Source organism: Stenotrophomonas sp. STEN020 (genome assembly GCF_056760195.1).
The window spans coordinates 24,022-41,759 of the sequence record NZ_JBRREI010000031.1 but is presented as its reverse complement, the minus strand read 5'-3'; the positions used below and the strand labels follow the sequence as shown (position 1 = coordinate 41,759).

The following is a 17,738-nucleotide window of genomic DNA, read 5'->3' as shown; positions in this document are numbered from 1 at the left end:
GGGAGATCCAATGATGTTGCAGAACAAGCACGCGCGGCTGCGCACCAGCCTGCTGGCACTGGCCGTGGCCGCCGCGATGGCGCCGCTGGCCGCATCGGCACAGACCGTGGAGCGCCAGGCCGATGGTGTGATCGTGCGCCCGGCCAATGCCAAGGCCGCCGATGTGCGCCTGCAGTTGGTGGACGACCGCATCGTGCGCGTCAGTGCGGACGTGGATGGTGATTTCCAGCGCAGCCCGAGCCTGATGCGCGTGGCCAACAGCGCGCCGGTGCCGGCATTCGAGCTCAGCCAGGACGCCAGCGCAGTGACCCTGAAGGCCGCGGGTATCTCCGCGCAGGTAGCACTGGCCGATGGCCGCGTCAGCTTTTTCGATGCCGTCGGCAAGCCGCTGCTGGCCGAGTCCAGCGCGACGCGTGACTTCAGCGCCGAGCGGGTTGAAGGCAAGCCGATGTACAGCGTGCGCCAGCGCTTTGATTCGGTAGCCGGCGAAGCGCTGTACGGCACCGGCCTGCACCAGCAGGGCTGGATGAACCTCAAGGGTCGCGATGTCGAACTGCTACAGCACAATATCGACAACGCCATTCCCTACCTGATCTCCAGCCGCAACTACGGCATCCTCTGGGACAACAACTCGATCACCCGTTACGGCGATCCCAAGGGCCTGCGACCGCTGCAGGAAGACCTGGTGGTCTATGACGCGCAGGGCAAGCCGGGTGCATTCACCGCGACCTATTCGTTCGATGGCCAGCAGCGTGTGGTGCGTCGCGAGAACGAGATCAACTACCAGTACATCAAGGACCTGAAGGCGCTGCCGGCCGACGGCTGGAACAAGGCCCAGGGCGGCCGCACCCAGGTGGTGTGGGAAGGCGCCATCGAAGCCAAGCAGGGCGGCCGCCATACGTTCTCGATGTACAACAGCGAGTACGCCAAGGTTTACATCGACGGCAAGCTGGTGATCGACCGCTGGCGCCAGAACTGGAACCCGTGGCATCACGAGTTCGCGCTGGACCTGCAGCCGGGCCAGAAGCACCAGGTGAAGGTGGAATGGGACGCGATCGATCCGGCCTATATCGCGCTGCTGCATCGCGACCCGCTGCCCGCCGCCGAGGCCAATGATCTTTCGATCTGGTCCGAAGCCGGGCAGATGATCGACTACTACGTGGTTGCCGGCAGCAATGCCGACGAACTGATCGCCGGCTACCGCGAACTGACCGGCAAGGCCGTGCTGCTGCCGAAGTGGTCGTATGGCTTCTGGCAGAGCCGCGAGCGCTACAAGACCCAGGACGAGCTGACCGGTGCGCTGGACGAGTACCGCCGCCGCAAGCTGCCGATCGACGCCATCGTGCTCGACTGGTCGTACTGGCCGGAAGACGCCTGGGGCTCGCACGACTTCGACAGCAAGAACTTCCCGGACCCGACCGGCATGATCAAGCACGTGCACGACCAGAACGCGCAGATCATGATTTCGGTGTGGCCGAAGTTCTACCCGACCACCGCCAACTACAAGGAACTCGACGCCGCCGGTGCCATGTATCACCGCAACGTCGAAGTCGGCGAGCTGGACTGGATCGGCAAGGGCTACCTGAATTCCTTCTACGACCCGTACTCGCAGAAGGGCCGCGACATCTTCTGGCGGCAGGTCAACGAGAAGCTCAACAGCCGTGGCATCGACGCCTGGTGGCTGGACGCCTCCGAGCCGGACCTGCACAGCAACATCGACATCGGTGAGCGCAAGGCACGCACCACGCCGACCGCGATCGGTTCCTCGGTGGAGTACTTCAACTCGTATCCGCTGGTGCATTCCGAAGGCGTGTACCAAGGCTCGCGCGAGGTCGATCCGGACAAGCGTGTATTCATCCTCTCGCGTGCCTACTTCGCCGGCCAGCAGCGCGCCGGTGCGGCGTTCTGGAGCGGTGACATCGTGCCGCGCTGGGACGATATGCGTGAGCAGATCTCCGGCCTGGTCAATGCCTCGATGGCCGGTGCACCGAACGTCAGCTTCGACATCGGTGGCTTCTCGCCGGAGCAGCGCTTTATCGACAAGGACCCGGCGCACCTGCCGGAGTGGCGCGAGATGAGCCTGCGCTGGTTCCAGTACGGCGCCTTCGTGCCAGTGTTCCGCCTGCACGGCCAGTTCCCGTACCGCGAGATCTGGGAAATCGCCCCGGAAGGCTCGGCGCACTACAACAGCTTCGTCCACTACCTGAAGCTGCGTTACACGCTGCTGCCCTACATCTACACCCTGGCCGGTGATACCTGGCAGAAGGACGGCACCATCCTGCGCGCGATGGCGATGGACTTCCCGGCCGACCCCAAGGTGCGTGACATCGCCGACCAGTACCTGTTCGGCCCGGCCTTCCTGGTCGCGCCGGTGACCGAGTTCAAGGCCACCAGCCGCCAGGTCTACCTGCCGGCTGGCACCAGCTGGATCGACTTCAACACCGGCGAGCGTCATGCCGGTGGCCAGACCATCACCGCTGCCGCGCCGCTGGAACGCAGCCCGCTGTTCGTGCGTGCTGGCTCCATCGTCCCGCGCACCGTGGTCCAGCAGTACGTCGACGAGCAGCCCAACGCAGCGGTCACCATCGAGGTCTATACCGGCGCCGACGGCAGCTTCTCTCTGTACGAGGACAACGGCCGCAACTATGGCTACGAGCGAGGCCAGTCCAGCCGCATCGCGCTGCAGTGGGACCAGGCCAAGGGTGTGCTGAGCATCGGTGCGCGCGAGGGCCGCTACCCGGGCATGCAGGACAAGCGCGAACTGCGCGTGCGCTGGGTCGATGGCCCGCGTGACGGCATCGGCACGCTGGAGCCCAAGGCCGACGTGGTGGTGCGTTACGACGGCAAGGCGCAGGCCATCACCCGTCCGGCTGCCCGCTGACAGCGGCAGCCAAGTTCGGCATTATGGAAACCGGTGGACATTTGAGTCTGGGAGGGCCGGAATGAACGCTGCAAACGGTCCTGCCCCGGTCGCCGGGATGACCACTGAAAGCGCCGGGCTGGCACAGCCCGGCCGCCGTGCGCTGTTCAAGGGCGCGGCGGCCGCGCTGGCCGTCGGCAACCTGCCGCTGGCCGGCGTGTTGCAGGCAGCGACGCCGGAAGCCGCGGCATCGGCCGCCGACCTGCTGTGGTACCGCCAGCCGGCGCGCAGCTGGGTGGAGGCCTTGCCGCTGGGCAATGGCCGGCTTGGCGCAATGGTGTTCGGTGGCGTCGCCAACGAGCGCCTGCAACTCAATGAAGACACGCTCTACGCCGGTGGCCCGTACAGCGCGGTCAACCCGCGTGCGCGCGGCAGTGTGCAGCGCGTGCGTGAGCTGGTCTTCGCCGGTGACTATGCCGGCGCCGAAGCACTGGCCAACGAGACGCTGATCTCACGGCCGGTCAAACAGATGCCGTACCAGCCGCTGGGCAACCTGTGGCTGGAGTTCCATCGCCTGGAAGGCATCAGCGATTACCGCCGTGAGCTGGATCTGGATGCGGCCATTGCCCGCACCAGCTTCCGTGCCGGTGCCGGCCTGCATCGCCGCGAGGTGTTCATCTCGCCGGTCGATCAATGCCTGGTGTTGCGCTACACCGTGGAGGACGGTGAGCCGATGGGCGGTTTCATCCGCACCGCCAACGAGCACGCAACCAGTACGACGGCCACCGACGATGGTTGGCTGGTCAGCGGCCACAACGTGTCGCGCGACGGTGTGCCCGGCAAGCTGCGTTTTGCGTTCCGTGTGCAGGTACGCCACGTTGGCGGCAAGCTGCGCATCAACACCGATCACATCGCCTTCGACGGCGTGCGTGAGCTGGAACTGCGACTGGTCGCCGCCACCAGCTACCGCGCCTTTGATGACGTCGGCGGCGATCCGGAAGCGATCACCGCCACACAGTTGTCCAAGGCCGCAGGCAGAAGCGCCGCGCAGCTGCGCGCCGATCACCTGGCCGAACACCAGCGCCTGTACCGGCGCATGCGCCTGGACCTGGGCCGCACTGTTGCCGCCGACAAGCCTACCGACGAACGCATCGCGGCTTTTGCCAGCGGTGATGATCCGGCACTGGTCGCGCTGTACCACGCCTATGCCCGTTACCTGTTGATCTGCAGCTCGCGTCCCGGCACCCAGCCGGCCAACCTGCAGGGCATCTGGAACGATCTGATGGACCCGCCGTGGGAGAGCAAGTACACGCTCAACATCAACACGCAGATGAACTACTGGCCGGCCGAAGCGGCGGCCTTGCCCGAATGCGTGGAGCCCTTGCAGCGGATGATCGGCGAACTGGCCCGCAGCGGCGCGCTCACCGCGCAGCAGATGTACGGCGTCGATGGCTGGGTGGTGCACAACAACACTGACCTGTGGCGCGTCAGCACGCCGCCCGATGGCGCACAGTGGGCACTGTGGCCGACCGGCGGCGCGTGGCTGCTGCAGCAGCTGTGGGACCGCTGGGACTATGGCCGCGACCCGGCTTACCTGCGCCAGATCTGGCCGCTGTTCAAGGGCGCGGCGCTGTTCTTCGTCAACAGCCTGCAGCGCGATCCGAACACCGGCCATCAGGTCACGGTGCCGTCGATCTCGCCGGAGAACCAGCATCCGCACGGCGCGGCGATCTGCGCCGGGCCGACCATGGATGCGCAGCTGCTGCGCGACCTGTTCGGCCAATGCATCGAAGCCGCGCGCCTGCTCGATACCGATCACGCCTTCGCCGCACAACTGGACACGCTGCGTGCGCAGCTGCCGCCGAACCGGGTCGGTCGCGCCGGCCAGCTGATGGAATGGCAGCAGGATTGGGACATGCAGGCGCCGGAACTGCAGCATCGCCACGTCTCGCATCTGTACGGCCTGCACCCGTCCAGCCAGATCAACCGCCGCGACACACCCGAGCTCAGCGCCGCCGCACGCCGCACCCTGGAACTGCGCGGTGACGAAGCGACCGGCTGGGGCATCGCCTGGCGCCTGAACCTGTGGGCGCGGCTGGGCGAAGGCCAGCGTTGCCTGCAGATCCTGCGCCTGCTGCTGGCACCGCAGCGCAGCTATCCAAACCTGTTCGACGCACATCCGCCGTTCCAGATCGACGGCAATTTCGGTGGCGCCGCTGGCATCGTCGAGATGCTGGTGCAGAGCTGGGGTGGGGCGGTGTTCCTGCTGCCTGCGCTGCCGGCCGAACTGGCGCAGGGCACCTTGCAGGGCGTGCGTGTGCGCAATGCCGGCGTGCTCGACCTGCAGTGGAGCGCAGGCCGCCTGCAGCAGGTCAGCCTGCTGGCCGAACGCGGCGGCGCCTTCAACCTCGTTTACCAAACCCACGAACTGAAACTGGACCTGCGTGCCGGCCAGCGCATCACCGCGCAGCTGCACGATGGTCAATGGAGTCTTGCATGAGTCACCTTGCTTCCCGTTGGTGCGCGGCATGAGCATCGTCGCCGGTATCGACGCGGGCACGCAGAGCCTGAAAGTCGTGGTCTACGACGCCGCACAACGGCAGTTGCTGGCCACGGCCAGCGCGCCGCTGCAGCTGCACAGTGCCGATGACGGCAGCCGCGAGCAGGACCCGGCTGCGTGGGTCGCGGCGATGGAGGATTGCTTCGCCCGCATCGACCCGCAACTGCGCCAGCAGGTGCAGGCGCTGGCGGTGTCGGGCCAGCAGCATGGCTTCGTCGCGTTGGATGCGGACGGCAAGGTGCTGGCCCCGGCCAAGCTGTGGTGCGACACCAGCAGCAGCGCCGAATGCGCACAGATCATGGACGCGGCCGGCGGCGCGCAGCGCTGCATCGAACTGGCCGGCAATCCCATCCTTGCCGGCTACACCGCCTCCAAGCTGCCGTGGACGGCCAAACACCGGCCGGAGGCCTACGCAAAGCTGGCGCATATCCTGCTGCCGCACGACTACCTGAACTTCGTGCTGACCGGCCAGTACTACTGCGAGCACGGCGATGCCTCGGGCACCGGTTGGCTGGATGTACGCACGCGCCAGTGGTCACTGGATCTGCTGAAGGCGACCGATGCCAACCGCGATCTCGCGGCCTGCCTGCCGCCGCTGGTGGAAGCCGATGCGCTGTTCGACATCGCTCCCGAGGCTGCAGCACGCCTGGGCTTGCCGGCCACGGTGAAGGTTGGCGCAGGCGGCGGTGACAACATGATGGCCGCGATCGGCACCGGCTGCGTTGCGCCGGGCAAGCTGGCGATGAGCCTGGGTACTTCGGGCACGCTGTTTGCCAGTTCCGATGTGCCGGTGGTGGATGCCGGTGGCGCATGGGCGGCGTTCTGCTCGTCCAGCGGCGGTTGGTTGCCGCTGATCTGCACGATGAACTGCACCGTGGTCGCCGAGCAGGTGGCGCGCATGTTCGGCTTCAGCAGCCGCGATGGCGATGTGCATATCAATGCGACCACACCGGGTGCTGATGGCCTGGTGATGCTGCCCTTCCTCAACGGCGAGCGCACCCCCGACCTGCCGCTGGGCAAGGGTGTGCTGGCTGGCTTGGACGCCACCACCATGAACCCCTCGCACTTCTACCGCGCGGCGATGGAGGGGGCGACCTATGCACTGAAGTACGGCTTTGACGCCTTCGTCGGCGCCGGCATGCGCTTCGACCGCATCGTGCTGACCGGTGGCGGCAGCAATAGCGCTGCCTGGCGGCAGTTGATCGCCGATGTATTCGGCTTGCCGGTGGAAGTGCCGCAGCAGTCCGAAGGCGCCGCATTCGGTGCCGCCCTGCAGGCGCTGTGGGCATTGCAGCGCAGCGCCGGCAACGACGCATCCCTGGCCACACTCGCGGCCACCCATGTAACCCCCGATGCCGCAGCGACCGCCACGCCTGACGGCGCGCGCAGCGCGGCCTATGCACTGGCCTACCAGCGCTACCTGCAGCACCTGCACGCCGTCATGCCGCTGTACCGCGGTTGATTCTTTCCCCGTAGTTTGTCGACACAGGAATTCGCACCATGAGCAAGCAGCCCTTCATCGGCGCCACCGAGTATTTCCCCGGCATCGGCCAGATCCCGTTCGAGGGTCGCGACTCGGACAACCCCTTGGCGTTCAAGGTCTATGACGCGGACAAGCTGGTCGGTGGCAAGAGCATGCGCGAGCACCTGCGCTTCGCTGCCTGCTACTGGCACACCTTCTGCAACGCCGGCGCCGATCCGTTCGGCCCGGGCACGCGCCGCTTCCCGTGGGAGAAGGGCGATGCCATGGCCACCGCCGAGGCCAAGGTCGATGCGGCGTTCGAGTTCTTCACCAAGCTCGGTGTGCCGTACTACTGCTTCCATGACGTCGACATGGCGCCGGACGCCGATGACATCGGCACCTACGAAAAGAATCTCAAGCACGTGGTGGCGCTGGCCAAGCAACGCCAGCAGGCGACCGGCACCAAGCTGCTGTGGGGCACTGCCAACCTGTTCTCGCACCCGCGCTACATGAACGGCGCGGCGACCAACCCGGATTTCAACGTGGTCAGCCGCGCCGCGGTGCAGGTCAAGGCCGCGCTGGAAGCCACCGTTGAACTGGGCGGCGAGCACTTCGTGTTCTGGGGCGGCCGCGAAGGGTATGCCAGCCTGCACAACACCAACATGAAGCGCGAGCTCGAGCACTTCGCGCGTTTCCTTACCGCCGCACGCGACTACGGCCGCAGCATCGGCTTCACAGGCAAGTTCTTCATCGAACCCAAGCCAATGGAGCCGATGAAGCACCAGTACGATTTCGACTCGGCAACCGTCGCCGGCTTCCTCAAGGCCAATGGGCTGCAGGACGACTTCATGCTCAACATCGAGGCCAACCACGCCACGCTGTCCGGCCACACCTTCGAGCACGACCTGCAGGTCGCCTCCGATCACGGCCTGCTCGGCAGCATCGATGCCAACCGTGGCAACGCGCAGAACGGCTGGGACACCGACCAGTTCCCGACCGACCTGTACGACACCGTCGGCGCGATGCTGGTGGTGCTGCGCCAGGGCGGCCTGGTCGGCGGCCTGAACTTTGATGCCAAGCCGCGCCGCGAATCCACCGACATGGAAGACCTGTTCATTGCCCACATCGGTGGCATGGATGCGTTCGCACGCGGTCTGGAAGTGGCCCACGGCCTGCTCAATGATTCGCCGTGGGAACGGTGGCGCGCACAGCGTTACGCCAGCTTCGATGCCGGCGCGGGCAAGGACTTCGCCAGCGGCAAGCTGGGCCTGGCCGAGCTTGCCAAGCTTGCGGCGAGCAACGGCGAGCCGGTGCAGGTCAGCGGCAAGCAGGAGCGCTACGAGAACCTGCTCAACCAATACCTGCTGCGCTGAGCACCAGGCCGACGACATAACCAGACAGAGAGGGTGAGGGGATGGGGCAGTCAGCAGCAAACAAGGAAAACACCGCGCTGATCGTATTGATCAGCGTGGTGGCGACGATAGGCGGGTTCCTGTTCGGCTTCGACAGTGGTGTGATCAACGGCACCGTCGATGGCCTGAAGCAGGCCTTTGGTTCCACCGAGGCACAGCTGGGCTTCGAAGTGGCCTCGATGCTGCTGGGCTGTGCGATCGGCGCGTTCTTCGCCGGCCGTCTTGCCGACCGGTTGGGCCGCCGCTCGGTGTTGATCATTTCGGCGGTGCTGTTCCTGCTGTCGGCACTCGGTGCCGGCGCGGCGCACAGCTCGCTGGTGTTCATCGCCGCGCGTGTGGTCGGTGGTTTCGCGGTGGGTGCGGCCAGCGTGATGTCGCCGGCCTATATCGCCGAGGTTGCACCGGCGCGCTATCGCGGCCGGCTGGCCACGGTGCAGCAGATCGCGATCATCTCCGGCCTGTTCATCGCCTTCCTCAGCAACTACCTGCTGGCCAAGGCCGCTGGCGCCTCGACCGAGCCGCTGTGGGCCGGCCAGGCCGCATGGCGCTGGATGTTCTGGATGCAGGCGATCCCGTCGCTGCTGTTCCTGCTGCTGTTGCTGTTCATCCCGGAAAGCCCGCGCTTCCTGGTGGTCAAGCGACGCAAGGACGAAGCGCTGGCCGTGCTGACCCGCCTGTTCGGTGCCGAGCAGGCGCAGCTCACGCTGGGCGAGATCGACGCGTCGTTGTCGCAGGACCACCACCGCCCGCAGCTGTCGGATCTGGTCGACAAGGCCACCCGCAAGATCCGCCCGATCGTCTGGGTGGGCATTGGCCTTGCGGTGTTCCAGCAACTGGTAGGCATCAACGTGGTGTTCTATTACGGCGCGGTGCTGTGGCAGGCGGTGGGCTTCTCCGAGAGCGATGCGTTGCTGATCAATGTGTTGTCCGGCGCGCTCAGCATCGGTGCCTGCATCGTCACCGTGCTGCTGATCGACAAGATTGGTCGCAAGCCGCTGCTGTGGATCGGCTCCAGTGGCATGGCGGTATCGCTGGCGCTGGTGGTCTACGCCTTCGCCAGTGGTTCGATGGTGGAAGGCCACCTGCAGCTGCCCGGCGGCATGGGCACGCTGGCGCTGGTCGCAGCCAATGCCTACGTGGTGTTCTTCAATGTGTCCTGGGGTCCGGTGATGTGGGTGATGCTGGGCGAGATGTTCCCCAACCAGATCCGTGGATCGGCGCTGGCGGTTGCCGGTGCGGCGCAGTGGACGGCGAACTTCATCGTCACGGTGACCTTCCCGATGCTGCTGGCCGGCATTGGTCTGGCATCGACGTACAGCATCTACCTGGTGTCGGCGGTGATCTCGGTGTTCTTTGTTATCAAGTTCGTGCGTGAGACCAAGGGTCGTTCGCTCGAGCAGATGGAGGGTTGAGGATGATGACGTTTTCGACACGCCGCGCTGCCCTTGTTGGCGCGCTGGCAGTGGGTATCGCGGTACTGGCCGGCTGCAACAGCGGCGACAAGGCTGCACCGCAGGCGACCACCGCCGATGCCGCATACGACGGCACCATCCATCCGGAACAGTGGCCGGCGGTGGAATGGCCGCTGGCGGAAGATCCGGCGCTGGAAAAGCGCGTCAACGATCTGCTGGCGACGATGACGCTGGAGGAGAAGGTCGGCCAGCTGGTGCAGGGCGACCTCGCCAGCATCACCCCGGACGACGTGCGCAAGTACCGGCTGGGCTCGATCCTGGCCGGTGGCAGCTCCGACCCGGGTGGCAAGTACAACGCACCGGCAAAGGACTGGCTGCAGGTGGCCGATGATTTCTGGGCCGCGTCGATGGATACCAGCGGTGGCGGCAAGGCGATTCCGCTGCTGTTCGGCATCGATGCGATGCACGGCCAGAGCAACGTTGTGGGCGCGACGCTGTTCCCGCACAACGTTGGCCTGGGCGCAACCCGCAACGTTGAACTGCAGCGCCGGATCGGCCAGATCACCGCCGCCGAAACCCGCGCCACCGGCATGGAGTGGGCGTTCGCGCCGACCGTGGCGGTGCCGCAGGACGTGCGCTGGGGCCGCGCCTATGAAGGCTATTCGGAGAACCCGCAGCTGGTGGCCGAGTTCGCCGCGGCGATGGTCGAAGGCCTGCAGGGCAAGGTCGGTGCGCCGGACTTCCTCGACGACAAGCATGTGATGGTGTCGGTCAAGCACTTTGTCGGTGACGGCGGCACCACCGATGGCAAGGACCAGGGCGATACCGCGGTCAGCGAGGCCGAGCTGCGCGATGTCCACAGCGCCGGTTACGTCACCGCCATCAAGGCCGGTGCACAGTCGGTGATGGCTTCGTTCAACAGCTTCCACGGGGTCAAGATGCACGGCCACAAGCCGCTGCTGACCGACGTGCTGAAGGGCCGCATGAACTACGGCGGCTTCGTGGTCGGCGACTGGAATGGCCACGGCCAGATTCCCGGTTGCAGCACCACCGATTGCCCGGCCACCTATGACGCTGGCCTGGACATGGCGATGGCCACCGACAGCTGGAAGGGCATGTACGAGTCCACCGTTGCCGCGGTGAAGTCGGGCAAGCTCTCGACCGAGCGCCTGGATGATGCCGTGCGTCGCGTGCTGCGGGTGAAGTTCCGCATGAACCTGTTCGATGCACCCAAGCCTTCGGCGCGTGCACTGGGCGGCAAGTTTGAATTGCTGGGTGCAGCCGAGCACCGTGCGGTCGCCCGTCAGGCCGTGCGCGAATCGCTGGTGTTGCTGAAGAACAACAACGGCATCCTGCCGCTGCGCGTCGACCAGAAGGTGCTGGTGGCCGGCGATGGCGCCGACAACATCGGCAAGCAGGCCGGTGGCTGGACCTTGAACTGGCAGGGCACCGGTACCACCCGTGCCGACTTCCCCAATGCCGACACCATCTGGGAAGGCCTGCAGCGTGAAGTCAGTGCTGCTGGTGGCAGCGCCGAGCTGGCGGTCGATGGCAAGTACAGGAGCAAGCCGGATGTGGCGGTGGTGGTGTTCGGCGAAGAGCCTTATGCCGAATTCCAGGGTGACATCCCCAACCTGCTGTACAAGCCGGGCAACGATGCCGACCTGGAACTGCTAAAGCGCCTGAAAAGCGAAGGCATTCCGGTGGTGGCGGTGTTCATCAGCGGTCGTCCGCTGTGGATGAACCGCGAGATCAATGCCTCCGACGCCTTCGTCGCGGCCTGGTTGCCGGGTTCGGAAGGTGCGGGTATCGCCGATGTGCTGCTGCGCAAGGCCGACGGCAGCGTCAACCACGACTTCAAGGGCAAGCTCGGCTTCTCCTGGCCGCGCACCGCGATCGACTCGGCGGTCAACAAGCCGGGTCACAAGCCGCTGTACAAATTCGGCCACGGCCTGAGCTATGCCGACAAGGGCGATGTGGCGGCATTGCCGGAGGACTCCGGGGTAACCGGTGAGCAGGCCGGTAGCGGCGTGTATTTCGCCAAGGGCCGCCCGTCGCTGGGCCTGTCGCTGCAGCTGTCCAGTGCATCGCAGCCGGACATGCCGGCCACCACCGTGCCGACCGTACTGGCCGACGGCAGCTTGAAGATGACCGCGGTCGATCACAAAGCGCAGGAAGACGCACGCCGCCTGCAGTGGTCGGGCACGGCGCTGGCAAAGTTCGCTTTGATTGCAGCCACACCGATCGACGTCACCCGCGAGAGCAATGGTGACGTGCAGCTGCAACTCACCTTGCGCCGTGACAGCGCGGTATCGGCACCGTTGATGGTGGGCGTGGGCTGCGGTGCGGGTTGCGCGGCCAAGGTCGACCTGCAAGCCACCTTGTCGGCCATTCCGGCTGGCAAGTGGGTAAGCGTTGGCGTGCCACTCAAATGTTTCGCCGCCGCAGGTGCGGATCTATCCAGGATCCAACGTACAACCGAACTGGAAACCGCTGCCGTTGCGGATATCTCGGTATCACGGATCGCTCTTGGCGCTGCCGGTGAGGCTGAGGTAAACGTAGACTGCGCAACACGCTGAAACAGCGAAAGCGCCGGTACGGGAGGGTACCGGCGCACCTGATGATTTGGCCTGTAATGGGTCGGTAGCGAAAGGGCGCAGGGATGACAGCCCGGTCGGTGCACAACAGGGAGTGATGAGATGGGTTTGGGTACGTTGGATATCGCGATTGTACTGGTCTACCTGGCCGGTATCTTCGTCCTTGCGCAATGGGTGTCGCGCGAGAAAGCCGGGCATAGCAAGGACGCCAAGGACTACTTCCTGGCCAGCAAGTCATTGCCGTGGTGGGCGATCGGCGCCTCGTTGATCGCAGCGAATATTTCCGCCGAGCAGATCATCGGCATGTCCGGCTCGGGCTATGCGATCGGTCTGGCGGTGGCCTCGTATGAGTGGATGGCGGCGCTTACCTTGTTGATCGTCGGCAAGTGGTTCCTGCCGGTGTTCCTGCGCAACGGCATCTACACCATGCCGCAGTTCCTGGAGCAGCGTTACGGCGCACGCATCCGCACGGTGATGGCGGTGTTCTGGCTGGGCCTGTACGTGTTCGTCAACGTCACTTCGATCCTGTGGTTGGGCGCAGTAGCGGTGAACCAGGTCACCGGCATGGAGCAGATGACCGCGGTGGTGTTGATCGGCGTGTTTGCGCTGCTGTACCAGTTGTACGGCGGACTGAAGGCAGTGGCACTGACCGACATCGTGCAGGTGACCTTGCTGGTGCTGGGCGGTCTATTCGTGACCGGGCTGACTTTGAACCAGCTTGGTGATGGCGCTGGCATCGTCGCCGGTTTCAACAAGCTGTGGCAGGCGCAGCCGGATCATTTTGAAATGATCCTGAGCAAGGACAATCCCTTTTACAAGGATCTGCCGGGCCTGAGCGTATTGCTGGGCGGGTTGTGGATCATGAACATCAGCTACTGGGGCTTCAACCAGTACATCATCCAGCGTGCGCTGGCGGCGAAGAGTATTGGCGAGGCACAGAAGGGCGTGTTGTTTGCTGCTTTTCTCAAGCTGCTGATGCCGGTGATCGTGGTGTTGCCGGGTATTGCGGCGGTGATGCTGGCGCCGAATCTGGACAAGCCCGACCAGGCCTACCCGACCATGATGCGGATGCTGCCTACCGGTGTGCTCGGCTTGGTGTTTGCCGCGTTGGTGGCGGCCATCGTGGCCTCGCTGGCGTCGAAGATCAATTCGGTGGCGACCATCTTCACCTTGGATTTCTACGCCAAGCGCAATCCCGAAGCGGATCAGAGCAAGCTGGTGCGTGTGGGTCGTATCGCTGCAGTGGTGGCGGTGGTGCTGGGCATTCTCACCGCCAAACCGCTGCTGGGCAGCTTTGACCAAGCGTTCCAGTACATCCAGGAATACACCGGGTTTTTCACCCCGGGAATCGTGGTGATCTTCATGCTGGGCTTGTTCTGGAAGCGTGCCAACGAAGCAGGCGCCTTGTCGGCGGCGATTGGCTCGTTCGTATTGTCGATCGTGTTGAAGCTGGCGTGGCCGGCATTGCCGTTCATCGATCGCGTTTGCTTGGTGTTCCTGCTGGCCTTGGCATTGGCGGTGGGGGTATCGCTGTTGACGCCGGCGGCGCCGGAGAAGGACATCATCACTACCCGCGACGTCGACTACCGCACGGGTAGTGTGTTCAACGTCGGCTCGGTGGCGGTGATCGCGATCCTGATTGCGCTGTACGCGGTGTTCTGGTGATCTGAGCTTGAGCCCCTCTCCCGAAGGGAGAGGGTTGGGGAGAAGGTAAGGTGCGAAGCACCTTGTAGAAGCCAGAAGCAGAAGTTCAAAGCTTCCCCTCATCCGCCCCTTCGGGGCACCTTCTCCCGCAGGCGGGAGAAGGGATGTAGAGCAGGAGCAGAGCAGGAGCAGAGCAGAGCAGGAGCAGGAGCAGAGCAGGAGCAGAGCAGAGCAGGAGCAGAGCAGAGCAGGAGCAGAGCAGAGCAGGAGCAGGAGCAGAGCAGAGCAGGAGCAGAGAACTCGCGGGACAGTAAAGAGCAAGGGGTGCGTCAGTTGCGCCAGAATACGAGCGAAATGCATTCCCTTCTCCCGCTTGCGGGAGAAGGTGCCCCAAAGGGGCGGATGAGGGGAGCTCTTGGCTCTTGGCGCAGGCTAAATCCCAAGGGCGCTGCACTTACCCGTGCCGCCAATCAAACCGCAACCATCCATCCAAAGCTCGCAGGGTCACTGCGTAGCAGAAGGCTCCACATCCTCCGCCCACGCATCAATCTCACCCGCCTTGAACGGCCCAAGCTTCTGCTTGAGCACGCGCCCCTGCGCGTCAACCAACACGCTGTAAGGCAGTAGTCCCTGCGAATTGCCAAGTTTGACGCTGGCATCATTCGGCCCCGGCGTCTCGATCACGATCGGGTAGTACACCGGCACATTGCCGAGGAAATCCAGCACCGCATCAGGAGTGTCCAGCGCCAGTCCAACCACCTGCGGTCCAGTATCCGCATGACGTGCGGCAAACCGCGCCAATTCCGGCATTTCTTCAATGCATGGCGCACACCAGCTGGCCCACACGTTGATCAGCAGCGGCTTGCCCTTGAAATGATCCGGGAACTGTACTGGCATGCCATCCAGATCGGGCAGGGTGAACGCTGGCATCAACTCGCCAACACGTACGCCTTGTACCGGTGTCGCCGATTTCAGCGGTGCTGACGGCGTACTCATCGAAGGCAACGGTACCGTGATGGGCTGGTTCAACCATGCACCGGCCGACAGCCCGGCAGCTGCTGCGATACCTGCTACCCACCAAACGACGCGGCGCATCAGCGTGCCGCGCGCAGCAGCGCTTCTTCAGCGATGGATTGGGTCAGTACGGTCGGCAGCACGCGCGGTGGTGCACCCGGGCCATACACCACATACAGCGGCACACCGACCGCCTTGTGCTGCTCGAGGAAGGCGCTGATCTGCGGATCCACATTGGTCCAGTCGCCGCGCATGTACACTGCGTTGACCCGCTTGAGCGTGTCGCGGAACTTGTCGCGGTCCAGCACATTGCGCTCGTTGGCCTTGCAGGTGACGCACCAGTCGGCGGTCATGTTGACGAACACGACACGGTGGTCGGCGCGCAGGCGGTCCAGCATCTGCGGCGAATACGCCACCGTGCCTGCGCTGGCAACGACAGCGCCAGGCGGCGGCAGGCGGGTAACGCCCCACACCGGCACCAAGGCCAGCAGCGCGATCACCGCGCCCACAACCATGCCGATTTTGCGGCTATGCCAGCGGCTGCGTTCAAACCACCACAGCCCGAGTGCGAGCATGGTCAGGCCGATCAGCATCAGGCCCATCGCATCGATGCCGCGCTGCTTGCCCAGCACCCACAGCAGCCAGATGGCAGTGAGGTACATCGGGAAGGCCATCACGTGCTTGAAGGTTTCCATCCAGGCACCCGGCTTGGGCAGGCGTTCTGCCAGTGCCGGTACAAAGCCGATCAGCAGGAACGGCAGTGCCAGCCCCAGGCCCAATGCCAGGAACACCAGCATCGCCAAGGCCGGCGGTGCGGTGAAGGCGTAGGCCAGTGCCGGGCCCATGAACGGCGCTATGCAGGGGCTGGCGACCACGCAGGCCAGTACGCCAGTGAAGAAGTCACCACTGGGACCGCTGCGCTTGGCCAGGTTCTGGCCCAGTTGGCCAGCGTTGCCGCCAAGGGTGAACAGCCCGGACAGGCTCAGGCCAACGGCGAACATCAGGTACACCAGCGCGGCGATGAACCACGGGTGCTGCAGCTGAAAGCCCCAGCCTGCCGCTTGCCCGGCAGCGCGCAGCGCCAGTACCAGTCCGCCGACCGCAGCAAATGCCACCAGTACGCCGGCCGTATACCAGAGCGCATGGTTGCGTGCGCGCTGACGGCTCTCGCCACTCTGCGCAACACCCAGCACCTTCAACGACAGGATCGGCAGGACGCAGGGCATCAGATTGAGGATCAGGCCGCCGGCCAGCGCCAGCAGCAGGATCCACAGCAGCGAGCCATTGCCAGCGGTATCGGCCGGCGGCTGGCTGCGGCGGGTGTTGTCGGCCGACGCATCCGGCGTGGCCTCGGCGAGGCTGGCAGCCTCGGCAGCCGGACGCACCACCAGCGGCTGTGGTGCCGGCGGATTGGCCGGGTCGATCAGTGGCATCGGCGGAACTTCGCCCTTCTTGCCGGCCGGCAACGGCTGGATCACCAACGGAGCGACTGCGAGTTCTTCTTTTTCCTTCGACGAAATCTTGCCAACGGGCAGCGACAGTCGCACCCGGCGGGTCATCGGCGGATAGCAGATACCGTCGGTCTGGCAGCCCTGGAAGGTGACAACCAAGGTGGCCGGGGTAGCGTCGGGCTTGTCGCGGCGCAACGGCAGCGGCACATCGACCTGGTCGAAATACACCACCACGTTGCCGAAATGCTCGTCGCGGTACGGCTTGCCAGCCGGCCACTGCGGGCGCCCGGCACGCACGCCATCGGCGCCTTCCAGCGCCAGCGAGGTGCGGTCGCGGTACAGGTAATAGCCCGGTGCCGGCGAGAAGCGCAGCAGCAGGCGGTTGCCGTTGTCGACGATGGCCTCGAAGCCGAAAGCTTTTTCCGACGGCAGCGGCAGGCCCTGTACGGCAGGTGCGCCGGGCAGGGTCAGGCCACCGCCGTTGTTGCCGGCCAGCGGGTTGAAGATGGGTGCAGCGGATGGTGCGGCGGCTGCAGGCGCCGGCGCGGCGCCGCCTGCGGCGGGCAGCTTTACTTCGATGCTGCGCTTCTGCGGCGGGTAGCACACGCCGGCATCGGCACAGCCCTGGTAGCGGACTTCGAGGGTGACGCTGGTGGCGCCCGCGTCGGCGGTGCCCGGCAGGATCGAGCGCAGCTGGCGGTGGTAGGTCTCCACGTCGCCGAAGAATTCGTCGTGCTTCTTCTCGCCCTTTGGCATCTGCAGCGCGCCGGCGCTGAAGCCGGGGCCGGCTTTGACGCTGGTACGGTGGTGGTAGAGGTAATAACCCGGGGCGATGTCCCAGCGCAGCTCGATGCGGTCACGGCTGGGCGCCTCGGCGCGCAGGGCAAAAGCCTGGTCTACCGGCAGCAGGTCTTTTTCATTGATGGCCAGCGCCGGCAGGGCGGCCAGGGAAAGCAGGCAGAAAGCGGCAAATTGTCGCAACAGCATCATTAATTATGTTTCCTCCCGGGTCTGCGCCCGGATCCAGTCCAGATACGCCGGCAAGCCGGCGCTGGGGGAGATCGCCACGATCTCCGGCAATTCATAGGGGTGGTGCAGCCTGATCGCGGCGCTCAACGCATCCAATCGATCAGCACAGGTTTTTATAACAAGCTGAATCTCTTCAGCTTGTTCAATCTGCTCCTGCCAGCGGTACACAGACCGCATCGCAGGCAACAAGTTCACGCAGGCAGCCAAACGCTGCTCTACCAGGTGATGAGCCAATGCCTGCGCGGTTTGATCGTCGGGGCAGGTACAGAAGACCAGTCTTACGTCCATCCGGCATTG

At 65.0% G+C, this 17,738-nt stretch carries 10 protein-coding genes; 7 read left to right on the top strand and 3 right to left on the bottom strand.

Annotation, left to right across the window (positions count from 1 at the left end; all coding sequences use genetic code 11):
• Nucleotides 1–13 precede the first annotated feature (13 nt).
• The 7 genes from ACVOLZ_RS13820 (at nucleotide 14) to ACVOLZ_RS13790 (ending at nucleotide 13,968) form a co-directional block, all read left to right on the top strand.
• The gene (locus ACVOLZ_RS13820; RefSeq protein WP_481516664.1) at nucleotides 14–2,881 is read left to right on the top strand and encodes a TIM-barrel domain-containing protein; all 2,868 of its coding nucleotides are present in this window, start codon (nucleotides 14–16) and stop codon (nucleotides 2,879–2,881) included.
• Nucleotides 2,882–2,978: 97 nt separating this feature from the next.
• Complete coding sequence (locus tag ACVOLZ_RS13815; RefSeq protein WP_481516680.1) at nucleotides 2,979–5,360, top strand: glycoside hydrolase family 95 protein; 2,382 nt, start codon at nucleotides 2,979–2,981, stop codon at nucleotides 5,358–5,360.
• Between the two features lie 28 nt (nucleotides 5,361–5,388).
• Complete coding sequence (xylB, locus tag ACVOLZ_RS13810) at nucleotides 5,389–6,882, top strand: xylulokinase (RefSeq protein WP_481516663.1); 1,494 nt, start codon at nucleotides 5,389–5,391, stop codon at nucleotides 6,880–6,882.
• A gap of 38 nt (nucleotides 6,883–6,920) precedes the next feature.
• Nucleotides 6,921–8,255: a xylose isomerase gene (gene xylA, locus ACVOLZ_RS13805; RefSeq protein WP_481516662.1), complete on the top strand. Its 1,335-nt coding sequence runs from the start codon at nucleotides 6,921–6,923 to the stop codon at nucleotides 8,253–8,255.
• Nucleotides 8,256–8,296: 41 nt separating this feature from the next.
• Nucleotides 8,297–9,706 carry a sugar porter family MFS transporter gene (locus tag ACVOLZ_RS13800; protein ID WP_481516661.1) on the top strand — a complete coding sequence of 470 codons (1,410 nt, stop codon included), beginning with the start codon at nucleotides 8,297–8,299 and terminating at the stop codon, nucleotides 9,704–9,706.
• A gap of 2 nt (nucleotides 9,707–9,708) precedes the next feature.
• Nucleotides 9,709–12,285, top strand: coding sequence for a glycoside hydrolase family 3 protein (locus ACVOLZ_RS13795; protein ID WP_481516660.1), 2,577 nt, complete (start codon nucleotides 9,709–9,711; stop codon nucleotides 12,283–12,285).
• Between the two features lie 120 nt (nucleotides 12,286–12,405).
• Nucleotides 12,406–13,968 carry a sodium/sugar symporter gene (locus ACVOLZ_RS13790; RefSeq protein WP_481516659.1) on the top strand — a complete coding sequence of 521 codons (1,563 nt, stop codon included), beginning with the start codon at nucleotides 12,406–12,408 and terminating at the stop codon, nucleotides 13,966–13,968.
• A gap of 483 nt (nucleotides 13,969–14,451) precedes the next feature.
• Here ACVOLZ_RS13790 and ACVOLZ_RS13785 read toward each other — a convergent pair whose 3' ends face one another.
• Genes ACVOLZ_RS13785 through cutA form a run of 3 tightly spaced genes read right to left on the bottom strand, consistent with a single transcriptional unit; the run spans nucleotide 14,452 to nucleotide 17,729 of the window.
• A complete protein-coding gene (locus ACVOLZ_RS13785; protein WP_481516658.1) occupies nucleotides 14,452–15,042 on the bottom strand; it encodes a TlpA disulfide reductase family protein in 591 nt (196 codons plus the stop codon).
• On the bottom strand, nucleotides 15,042–17,402 hold the full coding sequence (locus ACVOLZ_RS13780; protein ID WP_481516657.1) for a protein-disulfide reductase DsbD family protein: 2,361 nt from the start codon (nucleotides 17,400–17,402) through the stop codon (nucleotides 15,042–15,044). Before ACVOLZ_RS13780 ends, ACVOLZ_RS13785 begins: the two co-directional genes overlap by 1 nt.
• A 3-nt stretch (nucleotides 17,403–17,405) precedes the next feature.
• Nucleotides 17,406–17,729, bottom strand: coding sequence for a divalent-cation tolerance protein CutA (gene cutA / locus ACVOLZ_RS13775; RefSeq protein WP_296252846.1), 324 nt, complete (start codon nucleotides 17,727–17,729; stop codon nucleotides 17,406–17,408).
• Between the last annotated feature and the right edge of the window lie 9 nt (nucleotides 17,730–17,738).